The organism is Agrobacterium sp. NPDC090283, assembly GCF_044769685.1.
Classification (GTDB): domain Bacteria; phylum Pseudomonadota; class Alphaproteobacteria; order Rhizobiales; family Rhizobiaceae; genus Agrobacterium.
The window spans coordinates 41,021-65,380 of sequence record NZ_JBIVYG010000001.1 but is presented as its reverse complement, the minus strand read 5'-3'; the positions used below and the strand labels follow the sequence as shown (position 1 = coordinate 65,380).

The window sequence follows — 24,360 nt, the reverse complement described above, 5'->3', positions numbered from 1 at the left end:
CGGTTAAACTCCCTGCTTTTGCCTGATATGGCGGTTTTTGCGCCCGGTTGCGAGGGTGCCAGCGGCAAATTCGACAGGCCGCGCCAAGCTTTAGAGAAATTCAATTTGAACTCGGGGGGTATCAGTCCCTACATAGATGCAGTAATCAGCCCCGTGCTACAGGATGAGTTCGTGCCGCATTTCCCCGATGACGATAGTGAAATGGGCAAAGCCATCCGGCTTTTTGACTGGGCATCGACGGCGGCGGGACCCACGGACACATGGCCGGTTGCGCTGAAGACCACGGTGCGGACCATGCTCAAGCAGGGCCACGCGATCTGCCTGTTCTGGGGGCCGGACCTCAACATCATCTATAACGATGCCTACCGGCCGTTTCTGGGCCTCAAGGAACGGGAGGCGCTCGGCAAGCCTTTTCATGTCATCTGGTCCGATGTCTGGGACGATGTGAAGCACTTTGTGGAGACCGCCTTGTCCGGCAAGGGCACATTTGCCGAAGACCTGCATCTCATCATGGATCGCAACGGCTATCCGGAAGACACCTACTGGACCTTTTCCTACAGCCCGCTTTATGACGACAACGGCAAGGTCGCCGGGTTGATCAACATCACGATCGAAACGACGGCGACGGTGGAAAGCCGCAAGCGGGAAGAGCTGTTGCGGCGGGAACTCGTCCACCGGGTCAAGAATACCATGGCGATCACCACGGCCGTCGTCAGCGCCACCATGCGCCATTCGCAGACGCTGGAAGAGGCACGCGACACCATCAAGAAACGCATCGCCGCGCTGGGCAACGCCCAGAACCTCATGCATGCTTCGGGCAAAGGCGCCGGCATCATCGCCCTCGTCTGCGATTCCGTCTATCCGCATCTCGATGACAGGGCGCGGGTGACGATTTCCGGCCCGGACGTGGAGATTGCCCCGCAACAGGCGCTCGGCCTGTCGCTGGCGGTTTACGAACTGGCCACCAATGCCCTGAAATACGGTGCGCTTTCAAATGAAAGCGGCAGGGTGGACATTCGCTGGACATTGGACGGCGACGACCGTTTCGAACTGCGCTGGCGCGAAACGGGCGGGCCGCGGGTGAGCGCGCCGAAACGCACGGGCTTCGGCTCGCGCCTGACCAACCAGATCGTCGCGGCCTATTTTTCCGGCGAGGGCCGCACCTTCTACCATCCGGACGGGCTGGTGTTCGAACTGGACGGCAAATACGAAACCGCGGCACAGGAATAGGCCGGACGGCGGGCTTGAGTGAAAGCGGCCGCGGTTGAACTTTCTTTCGTCCCATTCGTTGCGTTTCCTGAACGAAAATAGCCGCAACGAAAGGAACGGGAATGACCGTCGTTGAAGCCGTAACCGCCGAGCCGGAAAGCGCCATCCGCACCCTCCACACCGACCTGCCGGTCAACGCCACCTTCCATGTCTGGCTGAAGGCGAAGAAAGACGCCGAGCCCGGCGCTGTGTCCTTTTCCAATCAGAACGGAAAATTCGCTGAAGTTTCAAGCGTCAACACGGAAGAGTTCGGTTTCCGAATCTATCAGGTTTTCGGCGGCGGCCATGTGGAGCTGAGTTACGACACGGTCACAACAGCCGTTTCCGTCATCTACTGGTTCACAGCGTCGGATGTGCTCGAAACCGGCATCACCGTCGTTCATACCAAACCGGACAATGCCGCACCCGAACTTCCCGGCAGCTATCACTTCCGCCCGCCCTTCGGCTGGATGAACGACCCCAACGGTTTCGGCCGTTTCGAGGGGCGGCCGCATCTGTTCTATCAGCATTATTCACACGGGCTGCGCTGGAACACCATGCATTGGGGCCATGCCGTCTCGTCGGATTATCTGCGCTGGCGGCACCTGCCGATCTTCCTCTTCCCGTCGGAGGATCTGACGACACGGCCGGACAAGCGCGGCGGTGCCTATTCCGGCTCCACCATTCCGCTGGTGGAAGGCACGGGCATCCGCGTCTTCTTCACCGAGCAGGTGCAGGACCGCATTCCCGAACAGCAGATCCAGCTCACCGCCACCTCTTCCGATCTCATCATGGCCGGACAGGCCGAGGTCATTCTGGGCCACCGGCCCGACGGACAGGGGCTGACGCCGGATTTCCGCGATCCTTACGTGTTTCGCGGTCCCGATGGCCTGTGGAAAATGGTGCTCGGCAGCCAGAGCGATGGCGGCGGCGTCATCCTGCTTTACGAGACGCCGGACCCTACCGCCGCATCCGGCTGGACCTATGTGGGCAAGCTGTGGGTGGAAACGCGCTATAAAACCACGGCCATCGAATGCCCCTGCCTGCTGCCGCTCGATGGCCCGGCCAATGCCCGCTCCACCCGCTGGGTGCTGGTCTACGGTCTGATGCATTCGGAAGACCCGGAAACCGGCCGCAAGAACCTCACCATGGCCGATGTCGGCTGGTTCGACGGCAAGGTCTTCACCAAGGAGACCGGGCAGGAGCTGGATTTCGGCACCGATAATTATGCCTTCCAGGCCTTTCTGGATGGCGACAGCATCATCGGCATGGGCTGGCTGGCCAATTGGGCGGACGCCAATCCGGAGATCGATTTTCCGACCTCGATGACCCTGCCGCGCCGCCTGCATTATGTGAATGGCGAACTTCTGACCCCGCCCATCGGTGCGGCGGAAAGCCTGCGCAGCCATATTCTCGACCGCACGCGGCTTGCCGCCGGCGAACGCGTCACCTTCATCAACGGGGCGGTGGAAATATTGTTCGAGCTTGCCTCGCCCGGCGCGCCCTTCGAACTGGCGCTCGATCATCCGGCGGTCAGGCTGGGCGTCGTTTCCGATGAAGAGGGGCTGTGGATCCGCCACGAGGACGGGCGTGACGGCCCCTCGCCGCATTATATCGCGAAGGGAGCGAAGGCATCCCGCATCCGCATCTTCCTCGATTATGGCTCCATCGAAGTCTTCGCCAATCGCGGCCGATATGTGGGCACCAAGCGTATTGAAGGTTTCGAGCCCGTGCGCTCGGCGCTTCTGAAGGCCGCACCCGGCGCGGTGGTGCATGCCACCAGCTGGGCGCTGAAACCGTGAGGAACCTTTTGGCGGATTGGGCGGTTGATAGACCGAAACCGCCCGACACATCCGTCGAAAGGAGAACCGGCATGACGAAAATCCGCGACACCAGCGATCCGATCCTGTTTCCGACAGAAGCCAATGAAAACAAGGCCGAGAAAAAACGCGCCGGCAAGGGCATCGTCATCATCATCGGCGCGATCGCGATCATGTCCTTCGTCGTTTATCTGGCGGCGATCACCATCGCCACCACCCAGTCCTGACCGCGGCGCGCGCGCACCTTAGCGCCGTTCGCCCCGCAGCCCGCTGGCGGTCATGATCGCCAGCAGCGATACGACCACGCCCAGCCCATAAAGATAAACCATCGGCATCGTCACATCCGCCCGCTCGATCTGCGCCACCAGATCGGTGGCAGTGGCGACTGTGCCGCTGGCGCCGGCACCCGCGGCGGCGCCCAGCGTCGCGACGGTCGGCAGCAGCGCACCCGTCATCTTGCGTTCCTCTTCCGGCGCCGCCTCCATGGCCGCTTGGCTGATGCCGGCCCAGGACATGCCGAAGGCCGATCCGATCAGGATTTGCCCGACGAGCATCTCTCCCCAGTTGCCGGTCGCAAGCCCAAGCCCCAGCAGGGCGCAGCCGGGCACCATCTGGTAGGGACCGTAATGCAGGCAAATCTCCCGCAGACGGGCCGAGCGCAGGCTGCCGATCAGCATCGCCACGAAGCTCCAGGCAAGCGGCATCGTCACCACGATGAAACCGGCAAAGGTCGGTTCATGCCGCCAGAGATTGATGGCGACATAAGCGAGATAGACGCTGCCCAGCGCATGGGCATAGGACATCAGGAACAGCACCCAGAAACCGCTGCCAAGCACCGTCCTCAGCCGGAAGGAATCCTTCGGGAACAGGCCGATGGAAGGCCGGATGCCCGCGCGCAGCGAGGCCCACAGCAACGCCGCCCCCACGAGCAGGGAAAGGGCGCGCAGGCTTGCATCCTCGAAGGCGGAAGGCGCGGAAAACGCCAATGCGCCGACTAGGCAAAGAGCCAACGGCACCAGCGGTTTGCGCGTCGCCGCCACCGGCCGTTCGGCGGAAACGGCAACGACAGTATAGGCCAGCAGCAGCAGGATCAGCGGCGCCGACAGCAGGAAGGTGGCACGCCAGGAGATATGTTCGGTGGCGAAACCGCCGGTCAGCGGACCGATGAAGGAGGCGACCGCCCAGATCGCCGCCTCGATGGCAAAGACCTTCGGCAACAGGCCGGAGCGGAAACCGGCGGGAATGAGGCTGTAGCATACGGCGACGATCAGCCCGTCAGCCAGCCCCTGCAACGCGCGGCCGACGACGACCCACAAAAAGTCGCCGGCGATTGCCGAAAGGACCGAACCGAAGGAAAAGATCAGGCAGCACAGAAGCAGCACCGCGCGGGCGCCAAAACGCTCGCGAAACAGCACGGCGGTGACGCCGCCCGCCACGGAGCCGACGAAATAAAGACTATAGGCCCAGCTGTAAAAGGCCGCGCCGCCGATGTCGTTGACGGCGACGGGCAAGGCCGTCACCACCGCGAACTGGTTGAAGGCGTGCAGGCCGATACCGGCAGAGATGACGGTCAGAAGCGAGAGGTTAGCCCCGCTCAGCAATTCGCCCCAGCCGTTTTTTTCCGCCATTTCCATACTCGTCAAAGCCGTATCCTTTCCATTTTTTCGGGTACGGCGGGCAAACTAGAACCTCAAGCGCCATTGAGGTCAAGACGGCTTTTCACGTCATTTGCCCTGAAGGAATTCTTCGGCGGCAGGAACCCTCCGCCCCTTCGGGCCGTTTGTCGAATGAACAGACAGAAAGGATACCGTCATGGACCGCGAGAAAATCATACCCCGCAACGAGGACGCCATGGACGAGGACCTGCTCGATCTCGACATCGACGCCCTTCCCGCCAGGGGAGAAATTCCACAATCCATCGAACAGGAAATCGAGGAAGAAGAGGCCGAAAGCGAGGACGATCCCTATCAGGAAAGCGACGAGGCCCTGCCCGACGATGCCGAGGAACGGGTGATCAACCGCAACCCTTCGCGGGAAGGCGGGGCTTTCGACGAGGTTTAGGGAAGGTCCGGGGCGCGACGGGAGACAAGGCGCGTGAGCATATGGCGCAGGTGATCCTGCCCGCCGAAAAACACCGCGAGAATACGCACGGCCTTTTCACCCTCCTCGACATCGAAATAAAAGACAGCCTGATTTTTCGTTGCCCGGCGAAGGCCGGGCAATATTTCGGGCAATAATGTTCCCTGAAAAGGCGCTTTGTGAAGCGCCTCCATATCCGCTTCAATTGACCCCACCCGTCGTGCAGCGCGCACGAAAGCCCCCGGCAAGGCGTCACCAAGGTCGAGATAGGACTGGATGAGATGGTCGAGAATGAGGCCGAGGTCCTGATCCGTCTGTGTCGAGCGCAGGACCCTAAAGGCCATAACCGGCCTTCTTGGCTGCGATCATCGCTGCGGTTCTGTCTTTGCCGTCTTCCAACGAGACGAAATCGCCCTGACTGCGCTCGACCAGCAAATCGCGAAGCGCGGCAAGTTCGGCATCCTTCAATTCCGTTTCCTGCCGGAGCAGTTCCAGCCCACGCTGGACGACGGCACTGAGGCTGGCATAACGCCCTTCTTCCACTAACCTGCGGGCAAAACTGTCCTGCTGGTCGGAGATGGAAACTGACGCCTTGACGGACATTGTGGCACTCCCTCGACAGGAAAGATCATGCTACTCAGTAGCATATATCGCTCATTATTCCAATTGGCGTTCTCAGGCCGGATCGATCATGCTGATGACACGAGCGGCGATTTCGTCGATCGTCGCATCGTCAAGGGTTTCGATATATTTCGCTTTCTTCTGGGCGGCACGGGCGACAATGTCCATGCTTCTCACCTGATTGCATAATGCAACACCGGTTGTCCTGTGGCCCGATATGTTCAAGGCAAGCCCTGCCCTGCGTGTGAATACTCCGCCCGTGGTCACGGGAACGACAAGGCACAGTCCAACGGCATTGATTTCTTTCGGCGTGATGACGATACAACGATGCTCGTCCCTGATTTCGCTGCCGATGACGGGGTTCAGGTCGACCAGATAAACGTCGCCACGTTTCGGAATCTGGCTGCGGACCATCAAAGGGCTTCTTTGCCGACTGGCGGCGCTTCGTCCCACTCCCGCGCATTGGCGTTGAGGGCGGCGACTTCATCCGCACCCTCCAGCAGTTCGGCAAGCGTGAAGCGCTTCTTTTCCTGCCGAACCGGGCTGGCGACCAGCGCGCCGTTATCGACCTCGAGCGTCAGTTGCTCACCAATTTCCAGCCCCAGCATCTTCAAAAGAGCGGGCGGGATGGTCATCACCGCCGCACCGCCCTGACGTCTTATTTTCGTCGTTACGGTCATCCGTCTGGGCTCCATTTTGTGCAACATATGTAGCACATTTTTGGACCTGCGCAAACGGAAGTCGTCTCTCAACCCGCCCGTTCCGGCGAATAACCGGCTTCGCGGATCGCCGCTTCTGCGGTTGCGGCGTCGCCCGTCACGGTCAGCTTGTGGGCATCGAGGTCGATGCTGACGGACGCGCCGGGCAGCACCTCCGTGAGGGCGCCGCGCAGCGTCTTTTCGCAATGGCCGCAGGTCATATCAGGAATGAGGAAGGTGGTTGCGCTCATGGTTTTCTCCTTCTGGCCGGCACCACTATTTCCGCGCCGGCTGTCATTAAAGGTCAGTGGGTTCTCGTGGGCTTGCCGTCTGTCTTATCGGCGCCCGCGAGATCGTCGAGGATGGGGCAGTCGGGCCGGTGGTCGCCGCCGCAGCAATGGGCGAGATGGGACAGCGTCTTCACCATGCTCTTCATCTCGGCGATCTTCTGCTCGAGATCGGCGATGTGGACGAGCGCGATTTCCTTCACCGCCGAACTCTCGCGGCTCTTGTCCTGCCAGAGTTTCAGTAGCGTCTCGGTTTCTTCCAGCGAAAAACCGAGCGTGCGCGCCCGCTTGATGAAGCGCAGATTGTGGACGTCCTGCTCGCCATAGACCCGGTAATTATTGCCGGTGCGGGCGGCGGGGGTGATGAGACCGATCTGCTCGTAATAACGGATCATCTTGGCGGAAACGCCCGATGCTTCCGATGCCTGGCCGATATTCACGACGTCACCTCCCGATGGGCCACCTTTGCCCGTTTCAACCGCAGCGCATTGGCCAGAACGAAGACGCTGGAGAGCGCCATCGCGCCCGCGCCGATCATCGGCGACAGCGTGATGCCGAAGGCCGGATAAAGCACACCCGCCGCAACCGGTATCAGCGCCACATTGTAACCGAAAGCCCAGAACAGGTTTTCCTTGATGTTGCGCATGGTCGCCCGGCTCATCTCGATCGCATTGACCGCCCCCAGAAGATCGCCGCCGACCAGCACCACATCGGCGCTTTCGATGGCGACATCCGTGCCGGTGCCGACGGCGATGCCGATATCGGCCTCGGCCAGCGCCGGCGCATCATTGATACCGTCGCCCACGAAGGCCAGCACCTTGCCGCCTTCTCGCATCTCGTGGACCGCTTTCACCTTGCCCTCGGGCAGCACTTCGGCCACCACACGGGAAATGCCGACCTGCCGGGCGATTGCATTCGCCGTGCGGGCATTGTCGCCCGTCACCATGGCCACTTCGATGCCCATGGCCTGCAGCGCCCGGATGGCGGTGACGCTCGAAGGTTTCAGCGGATCGGCGACGGCAATCGCAGCCGCCAGCCTGCCGTCGATGGCGGCATAAAGCGGCGTCTTGCCCTCGTCGCCCAGCCTTGCGGCGGCGTCGGCAAAGATATCCACGGAATGGCCGAGTTTGGCCATGTAACGATCCGCGCCGACTTCGACCCTGCGGCCATTGACGGTGGCTGCAATGCCGTAGCCGGTCACGCTTTCGAAGTTTTCCACGGTTGCAGGTTCGAGTCCTGCAGGGGTCGCCACCTTCTTTTCTTCCGCAGCCCGGACGATGGCTTCGGCAATCGGATGTTCCGAGCGGCCCTCGACGGCGGCGACCAGCGCCAGAACCTCGTTTTCGGCAAATCCTTCCGCGACCACCAGATCGGTCAGCTCCGGACGGCCCTTGGTCACTGTGCCGGTCTTGTCGACCACGACGATCTGCGCCGAACGCAGTTCCTGCAGCGCCTGTCCCTTGCGGAACAATACGCCCAACTCCGCCGCCCGGCCGGTGCCGACCATGATGGATGTCGGCGTGGCGAGACCCATGGCGCAGGGGCAGGCGATGATGAGCACCGCCACCGCATTGACCAGCGCGAAAGTATAGGCGGGCTCGGGACCGAAAATCGCCCAGACGATGAAGGTCAGCACCGCAATGGCGATGACGACCGGCACGAAGAGCGCGGTGACGCGGTCCACCAGCAGCTGGATCGGCAGCTTGGAACCTTGCGCCTCCTCCACCATGCGGATGATCTGCGACAGCATGGTATCCGCGCCGACCTTGGTTGCCTTGAACTTGAAGGCGCCTGTCTTGTTGATGGTGCCGCCGACAACCGTTGCGCCGACCGCCTTTTCCACCGGCACGGGTTCACCCGATATCATGGATTCATCGACATAGGACGAGCCTTCGACAACTTCGCCATCCACCGCCAGCCTCTCGCCGGGGCGGATGACGACGATATCGCCGGCCACAAGGTCCTCGGGGGAAATATCGATGGTGGCACCGTCGCGCTCCACGCGGGCGGTCTTCGCTTGCAAGCTCATCAGCTTGCGGATGGCGTCTCCCGTGCGGCCGCTGGCGCGGGCTTCGAGAAGCCGTCCGGTCAGGATCAGCGTGACGATGACGGTTGCCGCTTCATAATAGACGAACTGCGCCTCCGCCGGCAGCAGATCGGGCGCGAAGGTCGCCACGACGGAATAGAGATAGGCCGCCGTGACACCCAGCGCCACCAACGAATTCATTTCCGGCGCGCCGCGCAAGAGCGCCGGAAAACCGGTCTTGAGGAAGCGCAGGCCCGGCCCGAAAATCACCGCCGTCGCCAGCACGAAATAGATGTAATAGAGGTTCTGCGTATCGATGATGCCCATCAGCCAGTGATGCATCGGCTCATAGAGATGACCGCCCATTTCCAGCACGAAAAGCGGTGCGGTCAGGATCGCGGCGATCGTCAGGTCGCGTTTCAGCGCACCCTCCTCGCCCACATGGTGCATATGGTCATGGCCGCCGCTTTCGTCAGCCGCCGCCATCTGGCCGTGGCCCTGATGATGTCCGTGGTGCTGGCCGTGACCTTGATGGGCGGAATGGTCGCGCGGCCCCGGCGTCTTCAGCAGAAAACCGGCGAGCTTTGCCGTTTCCACAAGCGCATCCCGTTCACGCCGGCCGCCAATCGTCTCCACGGAAGCCTTGCCGGAAGCCGCGTCAACCTTGACGGCGATTATGGTGGCGACCGCTTCCAGAACGGCCTTCAGCCTTTCGGCATCCGCCTCGCCCCGCAGGCCTTCCACCGCAAATTCCTGCCGTTCCGGTGCGATATCGTAACCGACCTTCTTGATGGCAGCGCCGAGCGTTCTGGCCGAAAAACCTTCGGCCGGCTCGACCGTGAGCTTCTTCGTGGCGAAGTTCACGGAACTCGAGACGACACCGGGCACCTTGGCCGCGGCCGTTTCCACCCGCCGCACGCAGGAGGCGCAGGTCATGCCTTCCACGGGAATGGAAACCGGTTCATGTCGATGGGCGTGTTTGACTGTCTCGTTCATGGGAAATCCCCTTTCGAGACCCTATGTAGAGATTCCCATGATGGGAAGGTCAAGGGAGGCGCAAAGTTTTTGTTGAACACACAATCGTGAGTGCCGCCCCCGCCGCAAAACATCGCGTTCGCAGCGATCATGCGGCCCGTTGACCCGCTACCGGGTGAGGCCTCCCAAGCGCGTTCAGAGGGCGACGCGTCTCGCCAGATAAACCGTGGCGCCGCCGCATTCGGGATCGTTGACGGCATGATCGAGAAGCCGGAAACCATGCGCGGCGAGCAGGCTTTCATATTCATCGCGTGCGAGGCTCGCATGATAAAGCGGCCTACCCTGAAAGGTGCCGATCGCTTCCCCGTGATCCGGTCCGGCCGTGAACATCAACGCCGCGCCGTCATTGGCATGCTGGTGGAAAATGCCGAACATGCGGCGCTGATCGTCCACCGTCAGATGGAAAAAACTGTGCCACGCGATCAACCCGTCGAAGCGGCGGCCGAGCGCCAGCTTTCGCATATCCGCAACCGCCCAGAGGTTTCCGGGAAATCTCCTCCGGCAAAGCTCGACCAGCGGCAGGGACGCATCGATGCCCGTGACGTCATAACCGCTGGCGATGAAGTAGCCGGCGATCGGCTCACCGGAACCGCAGCCAATATCGAGAATGGACGCACCCTTCGGCAAGAGCGAGATGAACCTGTCGAGCCAGGGTTTTTCGGCAAGGGAGCGGCCACGCTGCCTGTCGAAATCGGCCCCGTGTTCATTGTAGATCGTGATGACGTCACGAGAGGCATCCGGCATATGCTTTTCCTTTTCGGGCAAAGGTCATACCGGCTGCGCAACTACCGGTGCACGGCCAGCCGGGGAATATCGCGCAGGAAGGCATCGCGCACGGCGGGGCCGAGCGGCTCGTTGGATGGTTTGTCGGAAACGCGCAGTCTCGCAAAGACGATGTGCTGGCCTTCACGCTCCGCCCAGCCGACGAACCAGCCGAAGGGGCGGTTGCGGTCGGGATTGCCCTTTTCGTCACGCATGTAGCCGGTGCCGGTCTTGCCGTGCACGGCCCAGCTTTCCGGCGCATCGAAGACCGGCACGATTGCCCTGGTCTTGGCCTGCGCATCGCGCGAGACCGGCAGATTGCCGGCCAGAAGGCGGCGGAGAAAGCCCACCTGTTCCACCGGCGAGACCGTCAGCGACGATCCGAGCCAGGAATGGGTGAGCCCGTTATTCTTGCCCGGCTCACCGGAAACATCGGCATTGCCGTAACCGAGGCGCTTCACATAGGCGGCGAATTTTTCCGGGCCGAGGCGGCGGGTGATTTCGCGCGAATACCACAGCACCGAATCCTGCTCCCAGATCGTCGGATCGACCGTCTTGCGGTCGGAAGCGCGCGCCTCGGTGCCGGGTTTCCAGTCCCAGGCGGGCGTCTTTTCATCCTGAAGAATGCCGGCGTCGTAGCCGATCAGCGCCAGCGGCACCTTGAAGGTGGAGGCCGGCGCCACGCGCTGGTCGCAGGCGCCCTGCTGGTTGATGATGGCGCCGGTCTCGATGGACGTGACCAGCGTGCATTCAAAGGCCTGGGGCTGTTGCTGGGCATCAGCGGAAAACGGCAGGAGCCCCGGAAGGGCAAGGCATGAAAGAACGATGGCGGGCAGCCGGTAGCGCATGCGTTTTGATGTCCCTCGTCCGCTTTTGCGGATCATTTGCCGGAATGGCCGGAAGCTGTCTTTGATTTCAGACAAGTCGTACCCCGAAACCGTGACACGCTTTCGGGCGACACTGCCTTAAGGGAACGATGGGGCAGGAATAGGACCAAACCGAAAATTGACTCTCTCCATCAAGTCCGTTCCTTTTCGCCCGCCCTCGCGCCGACCGTCTCACCCACCGTGAGCGGCCAGTCGACCACATAATCCTCGAAGTCGTCAACATCCACATCGACCTCGCTGACGGTGCGGCCGCGTGCGGAAATGCCGGCCTGATGCACCGTCTCGGTATCGCCGGAGACGAGATAATGCCACCAGTAGAGATCCTTGCCGTCGCGCACCAGCGCATAGGCGCAGGTGGGCGGCAGCCAGCCGATCTCATGCACCTTCTTCAGGTCGAGCTGGATACAGTCCGGCACGGTGGCGCGGCGGTTTTCGTAGTCGGAGCATCGACAGCTCTCGCCGTCGAGCAGCACGCAGCGGACCGAGGTGAACACCACTTCGCCGGTGTCCCAGTCCTCCAGCTTGTTCAGACAACAGAGGCCGCAGCCGTCGCACAGGCTTTCCCATTCCTCGCCGGTCATCTCCGTGAGTGATTTGGTTTTCCAGAACGGCGCGTCATTCATCGTTAACATTTCCGTTTCATTTTGATCTCTTGGACGGGAGTGTTTAACCGGTCCCTAATCCTTTATATCGTATCGCCAAGGGCTGGTTTGTACGATATTTTATGGAGATTGGCGGGCGGCAGAGGGTCATTGGCCCGTAAGAAGCCACCACGTCAAGCAATTCCGACACAGACATGCCATGGTTTTGCGTCGGGAATAGGTTGAAGTACAGAATATCGGGCAGACACATCGATGGCCGCGTTGCGTTGAACAGGAAAACATCGCCAGGTGCAGGAAGAAAAAGACGATAAAAAAGGCCGCAAGAAACGGCATATCCTGCTCCGGATCGATAGCTTCATCGACTCCGGCCTGTGGACGGCTGCGGCGCGGCTGGTGGATTTCTGGGAAGACGTCACCATCGCCTCCCGCAAGCTGCATGTGCGCGGCTGGAAGAAGCTTCTCGTCAACCTCACCTGCGACGCGCTGACCTTCGGAACGGCGGGGTCCGTCGTGCTTCTCGCGCTCGCCATGCCCGCCTTCGAGGAAACCAAGAAGGACTGGCGTTATCGCGGCGATTTCGCCGTCACCTTCCTCGACCGCTACGGCAATACCATCGGTCATCGCGGCATCATCCATGAGGACAGCGTGCCGATCGACCAGATGCCTGACCATTTCATCAAGGCGGTTCTGGCGACCGAGGACCGGCGTTTCTTCGACCATTTCGGCATCGATTTCATTGGCCTTGCCCGCGCCATGAGTGAAAACGCCCGTGCCGGCGGCGTGGTGCAGGGCGGCTCGACGCTGACGCAGCAGCTCGCCAAGAACCTGTTCCTGACCAATGAGCGCTCGCTGGAGCGCAAGATCAAGGAAGCTTTCCTCGCGCTGTGGCTCGAGACCAACATGTCGAAGAAGGAAATTCTCAGCCTTTATCTCGACCGCGCCTATATGGGCGGCGGCACCTTTGGTGCTGCTGCGGCGGCGCAATTTTATTTCGGCAAGAACCTGACCGACGTGACGCTCTCCGAATCCGCCATTCTGGCTGGCCTGTTCAAGGCGCCGGCCAAATATGCGCCGCATGTCAACCTGCCCGCCGCGCGTGCGCGCGCCAACACCGTGCTTTCCAACCTGGTGCAGAGCGGGTTGATGACCGAGGGGCAGGTGATCGGCGCGAGGCGCAACCCGGCCACCGTCATCGACCGCGCCGATGTGAAGGCGCCGGATTATTTCCTCGACTGGGCTTTCGACGAAGTGCAGCGGCTGGCGGCGCAAGGCAAGTTTAGGGATCACACCGTCGTCGTGCGCACCACCATCGATACCGGCCTGCAGCAGGCGGCCGAACAGGCGATGGAAATGGGCCTGCGCGAATTCGGCGAAGGTTACCGCGTCAAGCAGGGCGCGATGGTGATGATCGAGAATGGCGGCGGCGTGCGCGCCATGGTCGGCGGGCGCGATTATGGCGAAAGCCAGTTCAACCGCGCCACGGCGGCGCTGCGCCAGCCGGGCTCCTCCTTCAAGGTTTACACCTACTCGGCCGCCATGGAAAAGGGCATGAAGCCGGAGACGCTGATATCAGATGCGCCGGTGACCTGGCGCGGCTGGTCGCCGCAGAATTACGGCCGCTCCTATGCCGGCAAGGTGACCCTGCAGATGGCGCTCGCCAAGTCCTACAACACTGTGCCGGTCCGGCTCGCCAAGGACGTGCTCGGCACGCAGGTCATCGTCGATACCGCCAAGGCCATGGGTGTCGCCACGCCGCTGCGCAGCGACAAGACCATTCCGCTCGGCACATCAGAAGTGACGGTTCTCGATCAGGCGACCGCCTATGCCGTTTTCCCGGCCGACGGCATGCAGTCGCGCCGCCACGGCATTGAGCAGGTGCTGGATTACGAGGGCAATGTTCTCTACGATTTCAGCCACAACGAGCCGCCCGCCAAACGGGTGCTTTCCGAAGACGCCAATTCGAAGATGAACCAGATGCTGGTGACCATCCCGGTCATGGGCACGGCCCGGCGCGGCGCGCTGGAAAACGGCATCGTTTCCGGCGGCAAGACCGGCACCTCGCAGGCCTATCGCGATGCCTGGTATGTGGGTTTCACCGGCAACTACACCACGGCCGTCTGGTTCGGGAACGACGATTTCACGCCGATGAACAACATGACCGGCGGCGCGCTTCCGGCCATGGCCTTCAAGCGGCTGATGGATTATGCCCATCAGGGCATGGAGCTGCGCCCCATTCCCGGCATCCAGAACCCGCTGCCGACGGGCGCGCGCCCGCAGCCCTCGGCGCAAGTGGCGGCAGCCTCCGCCAACGCACCCGCCATGCCGGCGCTCACCCGTCCGCGCTCGCTCTCGGCGGAAGCCACGCGTGTGATCCGCTCCATCGCCAGGAAGATGAAGGATGCTTCGGCGCTTAGCGTGACGACGCAGAAGGTGGCGGATGCATCGTTGCGGGAAGGCGCGGAGGATGCGGCGCGGCGGTGAGGTTGGGGCGTGTAGAGGGTGCTTTCGGAGTTCGGGGCTCACCCCCCTCTGCCCTGCCTGGCATCTCCCCCTCAAGGGGGGAGATCGATCTGCGGCGAAGTTTCGCCCATCTCAGGGTCAGAGAATGAAGTGGCGGTAGGGCCTCCTGCTGATCTCCCCCCTTGAGGGGGAGATGCCCGGCAGGGCAGAGGGGGGTAAAGCCCCGCACTCCATCGCCACCGCTTCTCCAAACCACAACCTAGCGCAACAACACCGCCCTCGCCGTCGCCACCACATCCGCCGTAAGCCCGCCAAGCCGCTCCGCCGCAAGCCGGTTCACCTGCCAGTAAAGCGGAATATCGAGCGGCGTGCCGGGAACGACCTCCACCAGCCGCCCTTCCCTCAAATGTTCCCCCACAAGCTGCACCGGATTGAGCCCCCAGCCCATGCCGGAAAGGCTCGCCTTCACAAAGCCGTCCGTCGAAGGCAGCCAGTGGGTGGGATAGGAGACCTCCTCGCCCAGCGCCTGCCTGATCCAGTTCGCCTGCAGCCTGTCCTTCTGGTTGAAGGTGAGCCCCGGCGCGCGGGCAAGGGCGGCGGGTGTCACACCGCCGGCGAAATGGCGGGCCATGAAATCCGGGCTGGCGGTGGCGTGATAACGCAGCACACCGAGCGCTGTGACCCGGCAACCCTGCACGGGCTTGGCATGGGCGGTGACGGCGGCAAGCACCCTGCCGCCGCGCAGCCATTCCACGGTGTGATCCTGATCGTCGACAGCGATATTGACGAGATAATCGCTGCCGCCGGTGAATTTCGACACCGCATCCAGAAACCAGGTGCCGAGGCTGTCGGCATTGGTGGCGATGTTGAGCGTCACACGCTCCTGCGCCGATCCCGCTTGCGCCAATGCCGGAAGCTGGCGGAACAATTCGCTTTCCAGCATGCCGACATGGTCCATATGCCGGCAGAGCCATTCGCCCTTTTCCGTCGCCACGCAGGGGGTGCCGCGCACGATCAGCACCACGCCCAGCCGCTCCTCCAGTTGCTTGATGCGCTGGGAGACGGCCGAAGGCGTGACGCACAGCACCTGCGCCGCCTTTTCGAAGCTGCCGGTCTGGGCAACGAGCGCCACGGCCCGCATGGAGGGGTAGTCGAGCATTATGATACCCGCTCTGAAGGCTGGTTTTGACACAGCACATGCAAGGACCCGGACCATTGGCGGCGGCCCTCTCTGCCCTCATTCCTGTGCTTGTCACGGGAATCCAGTCGACGCGCGTCTGCGCGGCGGAAGAGTCTTTTCAGCCCAAGGACTTGGGCTGGCTGGATTCCTGTGACAAGCACAGGAATGAGGGTTGAGGGGAGGCAGCGCCTCAGAAAAGCAGTCTGCGAAATGACATGACAGGACATTAGCAATACTTATCTGGATTGAGTTTATTTAACTGGATTAAACCATTCCGCCCAAATATCCAAGCACTCGGTCCGAAAGCAACGCCTTCGGCCACTCCACATGGACAGAGGCAGAGGCCGCGACGCGCATGGACATCCAGATATTCTTCACCGGCCTGACGATGGGCCTCAGCCTCATCGTCGCCATCGGCGCGCAGAATGCATTCGTTCTGAAGCAGGGTCTGGCGCGCTCGCATGTGTTTGCCGTCTGCGCCACCTGCGCCATTGCCGATGCGCTGCTGATCACCGTCGGCGTTTTCGGTTTTCAACGGATCAGCGCCATCATGCCGGCGCTCGATCCCATCATGCGTTATGCGGGTGCCGCCTTCCTGATCTGGTATGGGGCAAAAAGCCTGCATTCAGCATTGCGTTCATCGGAGGCGCTTTCGGTCGCCGAGCGGCAGGAGGCTAGCCTGTGGCAGACGCTCGCCATCTGTCTCGCACTGACCTTCCTCAATCCGCACGTCTATCTCGATACCGTCGTGCTGCTCGGCACCATTTCCACGCAGTTTCCCGGCTTCGAAAAGACTTTCGCGGCGGGGGCGGCCACCGGCTCGCTGGTATTCTTCTTTTCGCTGGGTTACGGCGCGCGCTGGCTGCGGCCGATCTTCGAGAAACCCTCCGCCTGGCGCATTCTTGAAGGCGTCATCGCCGTCACCATGTGGGCCATCGCCCTCAAGCTCGTCATGGGTGCCTAAAGCGGCGGCCTATCCCCCTCTCCGATATCCCAATAAAGTCCGGCCATAAGGGCAAGCGCCTCGCGGGCGATCTCCTTCGGCAGATGTTCGTTCGGCGCATGCTGCGAGCAGCCGGGATAGGAATGCGGCACCCAGATGGTGCGCAGTTTGAGGATATCGGCAAAGATATCGTTGGGCAGCGAACCACCGAGATTGGGCAGAAGCGCCGGTTTCCTGCCCGTCGTGCGGGCAATGGAGCGCAGCGTGAAATCCACCCACGGATCCTGCGGATCGAGCCGGGTGGCGCGGAAAATCTCGTCGCCGGCAGGCGCAATCTCCACCATGCCGAAACCCTGCCGGTCGAGGTGACGCCGCACGGCGGGCAGAACCGCGTCCGGATCGATGCCGACGACGAAACGCAATTGCAGCCGCGCCCATGCCCGTGGCGGAATGGCGTTGACCGGCGCGCGCGGATTGCCGGTCTCGAAAGCCAGCACTTCCAGCGCACACCAGCCGAAAACCCGCTCGGCGGTGGAAAGGCCGGGTTCACCCCAGCCGGGGTCGATCGTCGGGCCGTCCGGCCCGCCATCGATCTCGCAATCGGCCAGGGCCTCGCGCACCGCCTGCGGCAATTCATCTGGCACCAGTTCCGGCACGCGGATCTGGCCGGTCGGGCCGACGAGGCTTGCAACGGCATGGGCCAGTTGCACGCCGGGATTGGAGAGCGCCCCGCCCCAATTGCCGGAATGATGGCCGCCCGCACGCGCCTCGATCACCAGATCGAAGGTGATGCCGCCGCGTGCGCCGAGAAAGACCGTCGGCCGCGCCGCATTCAGCCGCGGGCCATCGGAGGCGATCAGAAGATCGGCTTTCAGCCGCTCGCCATGGTTCCGGCAAATCTCCCTCAGGCCGGGGGAGCCCCTCTCCTCGCCCATCTCGATCAGATATTTGGCGTTGAAACCGAGCCTGCCGCGTGTCTCGAGCACGGCTTTCAGCGCCGCCATATTGACCGAATGCTGGCCCTTATTGTCGGCGGTGCCGCGCCCATACCACCTGCCATTGCGCTCGGACATCACAAACGGCGAAAGACCCTCGGCCCAGCCCTCGTCCTGACCGCGCACCACATCGCCGTGGCCATAACCCAGCACGGTCGGCAGCGTGTCGCCTTCGAAACGCTCGGCGAGCAGAAACGGCAAATCCGCCGTCGGGTCACGCAGGATGGTGCAGGAAAACCCCATGGCGGCGAAAGCGGGCACCATTTCCTGTTCCAGATAAAGCGTCAGTTCCGCGCCCTGCTCCTCATTCTGGCTTTCGGTCCGCCGTAAAACGCGGCGCGATAGATCCCGCTCGAAGCTGCCATCGTCGAAACAGGCGGCGGCACGGTCGATTGCGGATTGTCGCGACATGATGGAATATCCCCGGTTGTGATCATTTTCACCAAGACTAAACAAGCCACGCCATTTTCGAAACAGGGAATCAGTGATAGTCCTCGACCTGTTCATAAACGGGAAAACAGCGTGTTCCGAGTTCCATTCCTTGTCGGCATCGCCCTTCTGATCGCCTTTGGCGGCGGTATTGCCGCGACGCTGGCAGCCCTTGAGGCGACATCCGGCTTTGGATCGATCCGCATCGGCTCCTGGGATGCGTTTCCCGAAGCGCAGACGATCGAGGCCGATCCTTACGCCAAATCGCACCGCGCCGACGCCGGCAAGTTGCTTTACGGAACCGCCGAGGGGCTGGCTTTTACCGCCTCCGTCGACAGCGACGGCCAGCGCCTGAGCGGCGAGTGCCGATACCGGCTGGCGGGCGCCGTGCCGCCCGCCCGTTTCTGGACGATCTACACCGCCGATCAGCAGGGCAATGTGCTGGCCGAAGATGCCGGGCGGCCCTTCGCGCTGAATTCCCGCACGCTTCTGCGCAGCGCCGATGGCGGCATCGACATCACCATCGCCGCGGACGCCCAGACCTATAACTGGCTGTCAGTGCCGCAGGGCCAGACCTTCAAGCTGGTCATGACCCTGCTCGACACGCCGGTTGCCGGCAGTTCCGGCCTGATCGATATCTCCATGCCGCAAATCCGCAAGCTGGGGTGTGGCAATGCTTAGGGTCCTGCTCGCCATCCTCACCGGTCTCGTCGGCGCAGCCGTGCTTCACGTCATCATTCTTCTGGCGATACCGCATTTCAGCAATCGCGACGCCTATACGCGCGCGGTTGCGGAAGGAAAGCCGCATCTGTTTCATCTGCTCGAAGAGACCACGGAGAAAAAGACGCTTGGCAGCGGCGATCCCTTCATGCGGGTCGCGGTCTGCACCTTCGATATCGAGGACAAGCCGGTGAGGCTGACCGCCATCGGGGCCGTGCCCTTCTGGTCGGTCGCGGTTTACGACAAGGCCTCGAATGAGGTGTTCAGCATGAATGACCGCACATCCGCCGGCGGGGTGATGGATATTCTGGTGGCGGATGCGGTGCAGATCGCCGCCATCCGCAAGGCGCAGCCGCCCGCGCTTTCACAGGCCATTCTGGCGGAATCGGATCAGACGGAAGGATATGTGGTGTTGCGAACCATGGTGCCGCAGCCGAGTTTCGGCGAAGAGGCGGAACGGTTCCTGAACGAGGCGAAATGCCAGCCGACGCCATGGAAATAACGTCGGTATTCTCTGCAATCAGGATTTGAGGGCGGTTTCCGCTGCGGATTTGCCCTTGCGCGCGACTTTGCCTGAAGGCTCGGTATCGCGTTTTTCATAGCGCACGCCGGTAAACAGCACGACTTTCGCCGGGCCGATAACATGTCCGACCGCGCCAGCCGGGCGCAGGCTTCGTCGGGCGTCGCCGATTGGAATAATCTCTGCCATGCTCATCTCCTCTTCGGGACATGATTGTCAATGTTGCCCATGGGAACCGCGCAAGCCTCGTCTTGCGTCGGGAATGTCATCACCATCACATTGCGCATAGGCCAGTCCACAGACTGGTTTTCGCACGATCCAAAAATCCAAAGCGATTCTTATAAGGCGATCGTGCGCAGATTCAGGCTTCGCATGCCATTTTTGCATTTATTCCGTCGATAAGAATAACATGGAATCCTAATACTGCCCATGAAATTACAAACAGACAGAGGTTAATGATCCGTTAACCTTAATTGCCGGGGCTCAACTTATTCCTGCCGGAGCCGCACCCCTTGAAAACCAAGGCCCTGCGGTAAAGTTCCACGGCATTTCGTCCGTCATCAAGGTTTTAAAATTTCCTTGTTGATAGACGCAGTTTCCCTCTTGCCACCCCCCATAGTTAACAGGACGTCAACGCATTTGCTCTAATTTGAGCCGATATTGTGTTTGCGTTTGTTGGGTAGTGCGTTGACCGACCGGTTTCGAGAACTTGAGAGGCCAAGAGCCATTAGGAAGAAAGATGTGGTGCTGATGGCCACGGTGACGAATTTCGAGAATGTCTCCCATCCGTCAAAAACGGACCTTCGGCAGTTCGCCGAACTTTTCATGCCGCTTTTCAACGCCTCCACCGACGAAGCCAAGCGGGAGGCGATCGCCGCTCTCTCCCAGCATCCGAGCGTGCCTTCGGCCGTCGCCTTCTTCATCGCCTGCCAGCCGATTTCGCTTGCGGCGCCCTTTCTCATTTCGTCGAAATGCCTCGATGACGACACGCTGATCACCATTGCCCGCACGCAAGGCGCGGCGCATGCCCGCGCCATCGTGCGCCGCGAGGACCTCTCCCCCACCGTCATCGATGCGCTTGTCGGGCTGCGTCATGCGGAAGATCTGAAACGGCCGGATGAAGAGACGGCGGCTGCCGAACCGGAGGTGGCGGTCAGCGCCGAAGAGCCGAAAGCCGAAGAAAAGACGGACAACATCGCCGCCGCTTCGGCACTCGAAGAGGAAATGCGCCAGCGGATCAAGCAGATGGCGCATCACCTCAACCGCCCGGAAAGCGACGTTCTCGGCCTTCGCCGCCTGAGCGACGTGCAGGAAGCGCTGCTGGTGCGTTTCGCCCGCGAGCGCAATGCCCGGCAATTCGCGGTGGCGCTGGCGGATTCGCTGTCGTCGAGCTACTGGCTGTCGGAGCGCATCATGCTCGATATATCAGGCGCGCAGCTTGCGACAACGCTGACGGGCCTTGGCATGGAATTTTCCGAGGCGGCCTTCGTACTGCAATGCTTCTATCCGCATCTTTCCGCCGCCGAAGGCGACATGAGCCGTGCCGAAGCCCTGCTCGACCGTCTCGACATCGTGGAATGCGAAGAGCGGCTGGAAAGCTGGCGACGGGCCGACAGCTATACGCATGGCCGCGAACGGCCGGGCCACGGCACACCGGCTGCTGCGCAGAGAACCGGGACGTAAGGGTAAGCGCGGCTGGCCTTGCCTCTTCAGCGATACGGGCCATTCGCGGACGAAAAACCAGGGTTCACTTTTCCTGGTTCCAGGCTTTGGGCTGATCCACCAGCGTCAGCAATGTTCCGATCTCGTCGGTTTCGATTTCCACGACCCACAGGTCGCTGTCGAAACGCCGCTCCCTTTCCAGAAGAGCGGTACTTTCCTCGCCTTCAGCACCGGCAAGACGCGTTTCGAAACGGCGCTCGGCGCGGATTTCCTCGTCATCGGCGAAACTTTGCGGCGCGGGTCCATAGAGGTTTTCGCGGCCATCACGCAGCCGCTGGCGGATGAAAATCGCCCCGGCCTCCTCCGCACCCTTCTTTTCGACAGCGGCAAATCCGCCAGCGGCGAAGACGCGGCGGATGAGGGCGGAGACGAACATTTCGGATTTTAGGCGCATGGGTGTGCTTTCAATTTTACGCTGCCGAAGGTGCTTGGGGCTTTACCCCCCTCTGCCCTGCCGGGCATCTCCCCCTCAAGGGGGGAGATCGGCAAGCGGCACTACCACCACTTCATTCGCTGACGTTGAGATGGGCGCGACCTCGCCGCATATCGATCTCCCCCCTTGAGGGGGAGATGCCCGGCAGGGCAGAGGGGGGTAAAGCCCCAAGCACCTTCGGTCCACTGTCAATCAAACCTCAAAGCGCCCCGATCGACTTCAGCTTCTTCAGCACGGCCTCGCTCGGCTCGCCGGTTTCCGGCAGGCGATAGTGTTTTTCAAACGCGCGGATGGCGTTGCGGGTCTGCTGGCCGGCCACGCCGTCCACCTTCACGTCGGCATAGGCGATATTGATCAGCCCCTGCTGGATCTTGGCGATGAGATCGCGGCTTGCCGGTTTGACGGCACTGTTGAGGGAAGCCGGCTCAGCCTTCGGGCGTGGTGCTTCCGCCTTGCGGATGGCAGCCGCGACCGGGTCGATCTCGACGCCGCCGCTGCTATCGGCGGGCCGGTCACGGGGGATCGCCGCAACCGTCGCGCCATCGATCCTGAGCGCCGCCAGCACGCGGGTCGTCGGCTCGCCGGTCTGTTCCATGCCCAGCGTTTCTTCGAAGAACATGATGGCGGCGGCAGTCTTCGGCCCCATGCGGCCATCCGCCTCGCCTTCGTAAAGCCCGCGTTTCTTCAACTCGGCCTGAATATCGGCAACGATCTGCTGCGGCTTCTGGGCTTCGGCAACGGGTTGCGCCGGGGTTTCGGCCGCAGGCTGCTGCGCGTTTTGCGTCTCGGCCGGTCGTTCAATGCGGAACGTGGTGACATTGCCCTGCGTGCCGAGCGGCTCGGCCGGGCGATAACCGGCAATGCCGTTCGGGTTTTCCGCATCGCGCGTGCGCAGGAACGGCGATGGGTGCACGCCCGGCTGGTACCAGAGCGCATTGGCGGCGACAAAACCGAAGACGACCGCGAAGGCGCCGCAGCTGCCGACCAGTTTCGGATGGCGCAGGATTTCGCGCCCGATGGCCGAAACCACCAAGGAAACAAGCCCGGCGCCGATCTGGGCCGTTGTTTTCTTAGGCGATTTTCGCTTTCGCGGGGCCATCGTCACCATCCTTTTTCATCATTGCAGCCATGTCGCCGAGCTGCCGGATGCGCGGCGGAAACTCCACCGTGCTTTCGGCTTCGGCGCTTTGGCCCTCACCCGCCATGCCGGAACCGTCGGCAGGCAAGGTGATCGTTACGACCGTTCCCTCGCCGGGCTCGCTGGCAATGGCGAACGTGCCGCCATGCAATGTCACAAGCCCCTTGACCAGGGACAATCCCAGACCCGTGCCCTCATAGCGACGGGTATATTCATTCTGAACCTGCATGAAAGGCTGGCCCAGGAGTTCGATCTTGTCGGACGCGATGCCGATGCCGGTATCGCTCACCGTCAGCTTCAGCATTGCACCCTCGCGCGCGGCGTCGATCGACACCACACCACCGGCATCGGTGAATTTTATGGCATTGCCGGCGAGATTGATGAGAACCTGCCGGATGGCGCGCTGATCGGCCGAGATTTCGCCGATACCGCGCTGGATGCGGCTGGTCAGGGTCAGACCCTTTTCCTTCGCCTGCAGGCCGAGCATGGCTTCGCAGGACGAGATCGTCTCGGCAATCGGGAAGCTTTCCATCATCAGCTCGTAGCGGCCGGCTTCCAGCTTGCTCATGTCCAGCATGGTGTTGACGACGGACAGAAGATGGGCGCCCGACTGGCGGATAAGGCCGACATATTCCCGCTGGCGATCGTTTTCCAGCCGGCCGAAATATTCACCGGCGAGAATATCGGAAAAACCGAGAACGGCGTTGAGCGGCGTGCGCAGTTCGTGGCTGACGGCGGCAAGAAAACGCGACTTGGCATCATTGGCCGATTCCGCCTCTGCCGCCTTGCGGGCGACATCGCGGCGCAGGCGTTCCATCTCGGTGACATCGGAGAGCTGCGCGGCGATGCGGCGCAGACGGCCGCCGGCGCTGCGGATCGCGGTCATTTCGATACGGGCGTGCATGAATTGCGCCTGGCGCGATTTCGCACCCGTTTCAAAACGAAGCTCGGCCGATGCCCTGTCCTCGCCCTGCCGCAGCAGGTCGAAAGCCTGCATCAGTTCGAGGCGGTCGGAGACATAGACATATTCAACGAGGATATGGCCCTTGCTGGCCTGAAGATCGGCCGGGAAGGTCGTAAGATCGCGACCGGAGACATGTTCGACGATGCCGGTTTCACCGATCATGAGCACGAGCCCCGGCACCTGCGAAGCGGCGATCAGGTCATTATCGCCAGACGAGGCGGAAAAGGAGGACGCACCGCGTGCAGGACGCGAAAAGGCAATCAGCAGCGCGGCGGCGGACAGGAACAGCGCCACAACCAGCGCAGCCCCGATGGGCAGCGCGATGGCCGGGCTGAAAACGAGGCTGAACAGGGCTGGTACAACAAAAAGGCCGACGGCGCTGAAGGCGATCAGCCGGCGCAGGCGTGCAACGGTTCCGGCACGCCTTTCGGCGTCCTCTTCCATGCGCGCAAGCCATCTGCCCGCGGCATGGTCGACCAATGCGACCGCTTTTTCTCTCATATTACGCAATACCAACACCGAATCCCTGAGGCGGTTCCAACGGCTCCGACAATAGAAGGCGGCGGCTTAAGGAATGGATAAAAAGAATGGCCCCAAAAGCCTCTCAAATGCGCCGCAGTCCCATTACGGGGCATTTATTCGAAGCTTTGCCAATCATGGTTAATGACGGGTAAGCGACGGATTTCGCTTCATTTTTGCCATCGTATTAACCTTTGTGGCAAAGCGGGCGGTCGCTTTGCCCCGGAACGCGCGGCCTCTGTCGCAATTATGCTTAACATGGACTGTTAAAA

The 24,360-nt window shown here is 61.8% G+C and carries 26 protein-coding genes; 9 read left to right on the top strand and 17 right to left on the bottom strand.

Annotated elements, in window-relative coordinates; genetic code table 11:
* Positions 1–171: 171 nt before the first annotated feature.
* The 3 genes from ACIQUH_RS00385 (at position 172) to ACIQUH_RS00375 (ending at position 3,295) form a co-directional block, all read left to right on the top strand.
* Entirely contained in the window at positions 172–1,230 is a 1,059-nt protein-coding gene (locus ACIQUH_RS00385) for a sensor histidine kinase (RefSeq protein WP_400811688.1), read from the top strand.
* A gap of 101 nt (positions 1,231–1,331) precedes the next feature.
* A complete protein-coding gene (locus ACIQUH_RS00380; RefSeq protein WP_400811686.1) occupies positions 1,332–3,050 on the top strand; it encodes a GH32 C-terminal domain-containing protein in 1,719 nt (572 codons plus the stop codon).
* Positions 3,051–3,121: 71 nt separating this feature from the next.
* The gene (locus ACIQUH_RS00375) at positions 3,122–3,295 is read left to right on the top strand and encodes a hypothetical protein (RefSeq protein WP_400811684.1); all 174 of its coding nucleotides are present in this window, start codon (positions 3,122–3,124) and stop codon (positions 3,293–3,295) included.
* 18 nt (positions 3,296–3,313) lie between these two features.
* Here ACIQUH_RS00375 and ACIQUH_RS00370 read toward each other — a convergent pair whose 3' ends face one another.
* On the bottom strand, positions 3,314–4,702 hold the full coding sequence (locus ACIQUH_RS00370; RefSeq protein WP_400812474.1) for an MFS transporter: 1,389 nt from the start codon (positions 4,700–4,702) through the stop codon (positions 3,314–3,316).
* 178 nt (positions 4,703–4,880) lie between these two features.
* Here ACIQUH_RS00370 and ACIQUH_RS00365 point away from each other — a divergent pair, with 178 nt between their 5' ends.
* Entirely contained in the window at positions 4,881–5,129 is a 249-nt protein-coding gene (locus ACIQUH_RS00365; RefSeq protein ID WP_400811682.1) for a hypothetical protein, read from the top strand.
* On the opposite strand, the gene ACIQUH_RS00360 is transcribed toward ACIQUH_RS00365, so the two are convergent.
* The 10 genes from ACIQUH_RS00360 to ACIQUH_RS00315 all read right to left on the bottom strand — a co-directional run bounded on the left by ACIQUH_RS00360 (position 5,126) and on the right by ACIQUH_RS00315 (position 12,086).
* A complete protein-coding gene (locus ACIQUH_RS00360; protein ID WP_400811679.1) occupies positions 5,126–5,491 on the bottom strand; it encodes a type II toxin-antitoxin system RelE/ParE family toxin in 366 nt (121 codons plus the stop codon). The genes ACIQUH_RS00365 and ACIQUH_RS00360 overlap by 4 nt on opposite strands.
* A complete protein-coding gene (locus ACIQUH_RS00355; RefSeq protein WP_400811676.1) occupies positions 5,481–5,750 on the bottom strand; it encodes a type II toxin-antitoxin system ParD family antitoxin in 270 nt (89 codons plus the stop codon). Before ACIQUH_RS00355 ends, ACIQUH_RS00360 begins: the two co-directional genes overlap by 11 nt.
* Positions 5,751–5,822: 72 nt before the next feature.
* Positions 5,823–6,182, bottom strand: a complete 360-nt coding sequence (locus ACIQUH_RS00350; RefSeq protein ID WP_400811673.1) for a type II toxin-antitoxin system PemK/MazF family toxin — start codon at positions 6,180–6,182, stop codon at positions 5,823–5,825.
* Positions 6,182–6,448: an AbrB/MazE/SpoVT family DNA-binding domain-containing protein gene (locus ACIQUH_RS00345; protein ID WP_400811670.1), complete on the bottom strand. Its 267-nt coding sequence runs from the start codon at positions 6,446–6,448 to the stop codon at positions 6,182–6,184. The genes ACIQUH_RS00350 and ACIQUH_RS00345 overlap by 1 nt, the downstream gene beginning before the upstream one ends.
* Before the next feature lie 68 nt (positions 6,449–6,516).
* Positions 6,517–6,717, bottom strand: a complete 201-nt coding sequence (locus tag ACIQUH_RS00340; RefSeq protein WP_269827965.1) for a heavy-metal-associated domain-containing protein — start codon at positions 6,715–6,717, stop codon at positions 6,517–6,519.
* A 53-nt stretch (positions 6,718–6,770) separates the two neighbouring features.
* Positions 6,771–7,193 carry a Cu(I)-responsive transcriptional regulator gene (gene cueR, locus ACIQUH_RS00335; RefSeq protein ID WP_400811667.1) on the bottom strand — a complete coding sequence of 141 codons (423 nt, stop codon included), beginning with the start codon at positions 7,191–7,193 and terminating at the stop codon, positions 6,771–6,773.
* Positions 7,190–9,775, bottom strand: a complete 2,586-nt coding sequence (locus tag ACIQUH_RS00330; protein ID WP_400811664.1) for a heavy metal translocating P-type ATPase — start codon at positions 9,773–9,775, stop codon at positions 7,190–7,192. The genes cueR and ACIQUH_RS00330 overlap by 4 nt, the downstream gene beginning before the upstream one ends.
* 174 nt (positions 9,776–9,949) lie before the next feature.
* Positions 9,950–10,558, bottom strand: coding sequence for a class I SAM-dependent DNA methyltransferase (locus tag ACIQUH_RS00325; protein WP_400811662.1), 609 nt, complete (start codon positions 10,556–10,558; stop codon positions 9,950–9,952).
* A gap of 41 nt (positions 10,559–10,599) precedes the next feature.
* Positions 10,600–11,424, bottom strand: a complete 825-nt coding sequence (gene blaOXA / locus ACIQUH_RS00320; RefSeq protein ID WP_400811659.1) for a class D beta-lactamase — start codon at positions 11,422–11,424, stop codon at positions 10,600–10,602.
* 170 nt (positions 11,425–11,594) lie between these two features.
* Complete coding sequence (locus tag ACIQUH_RS00315) at positions 11,595–12,086, bottom strand: YcgN family cysteine cluster protein (RefSeq protein ID WP_400811657.1); 492 nt, start codon at positions 12,084–12,086, stop codon at positions 11,595–11,597.
* 267 nt (positions 12,087–12,353) lie between these two features.
* On the opposite strand from ACIQUH_RS00315, the gene ACIQUH_RS00310 reads away from it, so the two are divergent.
* Positions 12,354–14,546 carry a transglycosylase domain-containing protein gene (locus ACIQUH_RS00310; protein ID WP_400811654.1) on the top strand — a complete coding sequence of 731 codons (2,193 nt, stop codon included), beginning with the start codon at positions 12,354–12,356 and terminating at the stop codon, positions 14,544–14,546.
* A gap of 238 nt (positions 14,547–14,784) precedes the next feature.
* Here the strand turns inward: ACIQUH_RS00310 and ACIQUH_RS00305 are convergent, their stop codons facing one another.
* Positions 14,785–15,684, bottom strand: coding sequence for a LysR family transcriptional regulator ArgP (locus ACIQUH_RS00305; RefSeq protein WP_400811651.1), 900 nt, complete (start codon positions 15,682–15,684; stop codon positions 14,785–14,787).
* A 376-nt stretch (positions 15,685–16,060) separates the two neighbouring features.
* Between ACIQUH_RS00305 and ACIQUH_RS00300 the strand changes: the two genes are divergently transcribed.
* Positions 16,061–16,669: a LysE/ArgO family amino acid transporter gene (locus ACIQUH_RS00300; protein WP_220318847.1), complete on the top strand. Its 609-nt coding sequence runs from the start codon at positions 16,061–16,063 to the stop codon at positions 16,667–16,669.
* On the opposite strand, the gene ACIQUH_RS00295 is transcribed toward ACIQUH_RS00300, so the two are convergent.
* The gene (locus ACIQUH_RS00295; RefSeq protein ID WP_400811648.1) at positions 16,666–18,054 is read right to left on the bottom strand and encodes a M20 family metallopeptidase; all 1,389 of its coding nucleotides are present in this window, start codon (positions 18,052–18,054) and stop codon (positions 16,666–16,668) included. The two genes, ACIQUH_RS00300 and ACIQUH_RS00295, sit on opposite strands and share 4 nt — an antisense overlap.
* 111 nt (positions 18,055–18,165) lie before the next feature.
* On the opposite strand from ACIQUH_RS00295, the gene ACIQUH_RS00290 reads away from it, so the two are divergent.
* Both ACIQUH_RS00290 and ACIQUH_RS00285 read left to right on the top strand, forming a co-directional pair.
* The gene (locus ACIQUH_RS00290; protein ID WP_400811646.1) at positions 18,166–18,753 is read left to right on the top strand and encodes a DUF1214 domain-containing protein; all 588 of its coding nucleotides are present in this window, start codon (positions 18,166–18,168) and stop codon (positions 18,751–18,753) included.
* Positions 18,746–19,294: a DUF1254 domain-containing protein gene (locus ACIQUH_RS00285; RefSeq protein WP_400811643.1), complete on the top strand. Its 549-nt coding sequence runs from the start codon at positions 18,746–18,748 to the stop codon at positions 19,292–19,294. The genes ACIQUH_RS00290 and ACIQUH_RS00285 overlap by 8 nt, the downstream gene beginning before the upstream one ends.
* Before the next feature lie 18 nt (positions 19,295–19,312).
* On the opposite strand, the gene ACIQUH_RS00280 is transcribed toward ACIQUH_RS00285, so the two are convergent.
* Positions 19,313–19,501, bottom strand: a complete 189-nt coding sequence (locus ACIQUH_RS00280; protein ID WP_400811640.1) for a hypothetical protein — start codon at positions 19,499–19,501, stop codon at positions 19,313–19,315.
* A gap of 561 nt (positions 19,502–20,062) precedes the next feature.
* On the opposite strand from ACIQUH_RS00280, the gene ACIQUH_RS00275 reads away from it, so the two are divergent.
* Positions 20,063–20,995 carry a DUF2336 domain-containing protein gene (locus ACIQUH_RS00275; protein ID WP_400812472.1) on the top strand — a complete coding sequence of 311 codons (933 nt, stop codon included), beginning with the start codon at positions 20,063–20,065 and terminating at the stop codon, positions 20,993–20,995.
* Positions 20,996–21,059: 64 nt separating this feature from the next.
* On the opposite strand, the gene ACIQUH_RS00270 is transcribed toward ACIQUH_RS00275, so the two are convergent.
* From ACIQUH_RS00270 to ACIQUH_RS00260, 3 genes are all read right to left on the bottom strand, one after another.
* Complete coding sequence (locus ACIQUH_RS00270) at positions 21,060–21,428, bottom strand: DUF1491 family protein (RefSeq protein ID WP_400811638.1); 369 nt, start codon at positions 21,426–21,428, stop codon at positions 21,060–21,062.
* A gap of 238 nt (positions 21,429–21,666) precedes the next feature.
* Positions 21,667–22,566, bottom strand: coding sequence for a peptidoglycan-binding protein (locus tag ACIQUH_RS00265; RefSeq protein WP_400811636.1), 900 nt, complete (start codon positions 22,564–22,566; stop codon positions 21,667–21,669).
* The gene (locus ACIQUH_RS00260; RefSeq protein WP_400812471.1) at positions 22,538–24,070 is read right to left on the bottom strand and encodes a sensor histidine kinase; all 1,533 of its coding nucleotides are present in this window, start codon (positions 24,068–24,070) and stop codon (positions 22,538–22,540) included. Before ACIQUH_RS00260 ends, ACIQUH_RS00265 begins: the two co-directional genes overlap by 29 nt.
* Between the last annotated feature and the right edge of the window lie 290 nt (positions 24,071–24,360).

What these genes read in the sequence shown, in the direction of transcription:
- ACIQUH_RS00380 (WP_400811686.1), top strand. Translation starts at nt 1,332, where the DNA reads ATGACCGTCGTTGAAGCCGTAACCGCCGAGCCGGAAAGCGCCATCCGC.
- ACIQUH_RS00375 (WP_400811684.1), top strand. Translation starts at nt 3,122, where the DNA reads ATGACGAAAATCCGCGACACCAGCGATCCGATCCTGTTTCCGACAGAA.
- ACIQUH_RS00370 (WP_400812474.1), bottom strand. Translation starts at nt 4,702, where the DNA reads ATGGAAATGGCGGAAAAAAACGGCTGGGGCGAATTGCTGAGCGGGGCT.
- ACIQUH_RS00365 (WP_400811682.1), top strand. Translation starts at nt 4,881, where the DNA reads ATGGACCGCGAGAAAATCATACCCCGCAACGAGGACGCCATGGACGAG.
- ACIQUH_RS00360 (WP_400811679.1), bottom strand. Translation starts at nt 5,491, where the DNA reads ATGGCCTTTAGGGTCCTGCGCTCGACACAGACGGATCAGGACCTCGGC.
- ACIQUH_RS00355 (WP_400811676.1), bottom strand. Translation starts at nt 5,750, where the DNA reads ATGTCCGTCAAGGCGTCAGTTTCCATCTCCGACCAGCAGGACAGTTTT.
- ACIQUH_RS00350 (WP_400811673.1), bottom strand. Translation starts at nt 6,182, where the DNA reads ATGGTCCGCAGCCAGATTCCGAAACGTGGCGACGTTTATCTGGTCGAC.
- ACIQUH_RS00345 (WP_400811670.1), bottom strand. Translation starts at nt 6,448, where the DNA reads ATGACCGTAACGACGAAAATAAGACGTCAGGGCGGTGCGGCGGTGATG.
- ACIQUH_RS00340 (WP_269827965.1), bottom strand. Translation starts at nt 6,717, where the DNA reads ATGAGCGCAACCACCTTCCTCATTCCTGATATGACCTGCGGCCATTGC.
- ACIQUH_RS00330 (WP_400811664.1), bottom strand. Translation starts at nt 9,775, where the DNA reads ATGAACGAGACAGTCAAACACGCCCATCGACATGAACCGGTTTCCATT.
- ACIQUH_RS00325 (WP_400811662.1), bottom strand. Translation starts at nt 10,558, where the DNA reads ATGCCGGATGCCTCTCGTGACGTCATCACGATCTACAATGAACACGGG.
- blaOXA (WP_400811659.1), bottom strand. Translation starts at nt 11,424, where the DNA reads ATGCGCTACCGGCTGCCCGCCATCGTTCTTTCATGCCTTGCCCTTCCG.
- ACIQUH_RS00315 (WP_400811657.1), bottom strand. Translation starts at nt 12,086, where the DNA reads ATGAATGACGCGCCGTTCTGGAAAACCAAATCACTCACGGAGATGACC.
- ACIQUH_RS00305 (WP_400811651.1), bottom strand. Translation starts at nt 15,684, where the DNA reads ATGCTCGACTACCCCTCCATGCGGGCCGTGGCGCTCGTTGCCCAGACC.
- ACIQUH_RS00300 (WP_220318847.1), top strand. Translation starts at nt 16,061, where the DNA reads ATGGACATCCAGATATTCTTCACCGGCCTGACGATGGGCCTCAGCCTC.
- ACIQUH_RS00295 (WP_400811648.1), bottom strand. Translation starts at nt 18,054, where the DNA reads ATGTCGCGACAATCCGCAATCGACCGTGCCGCCGCCTGTTTCGACGAT.
- ACIQUH_RS00285 (WP_400811643.1), top strand. Translation starts at nt 18,746, where the DNA reads ATGCTTAGGGTCCTGCTCGCCATCCTCACCGGTCTCGTCGGCGCAGCC.
- ACIQUH_RS00280 (WP_400811640.1), bottom strand. Translation starts at nt 19,501, where the DNA reads ATGGCAGAGATTATTCCAATCGGCGACGCCCGACGAAGCCTGCGCCCG.
- ACIQUH_RS00275 (WP_400812472.1), top strand. Translation starts at nt 20,063, where the DNA reads ATGGCCACGGTGACGAATTTCGAGAATGTCTCCCATCCGTCAAAAACG.
- ACIQUH_RS00270 (WP_400811638.1), bottom strand. Translation starts at nt 21,428, where the DNA reads ATGCGCCTAAAATCCGAAATGTTCGTCTCCGCCCTCATCCGCCGCGTC.
- ACIQUH_RS00265 (WP_400811636.1), bottom strand. Translation starts at nt 22,566, where the DNA reads ATGGCCCCGCGAAAGCGAAAATCGCCTAAGAAAACAACGGCCCAGATC.
- ACIQUH_RS00260 (WP_400812471.1), bottom strand. Translation starts at nt 24,070, where the DNA reads ATGAGAGAAAAAGCGGTCGCATTGGTCGACCATGCCGCGGGCAGATGG.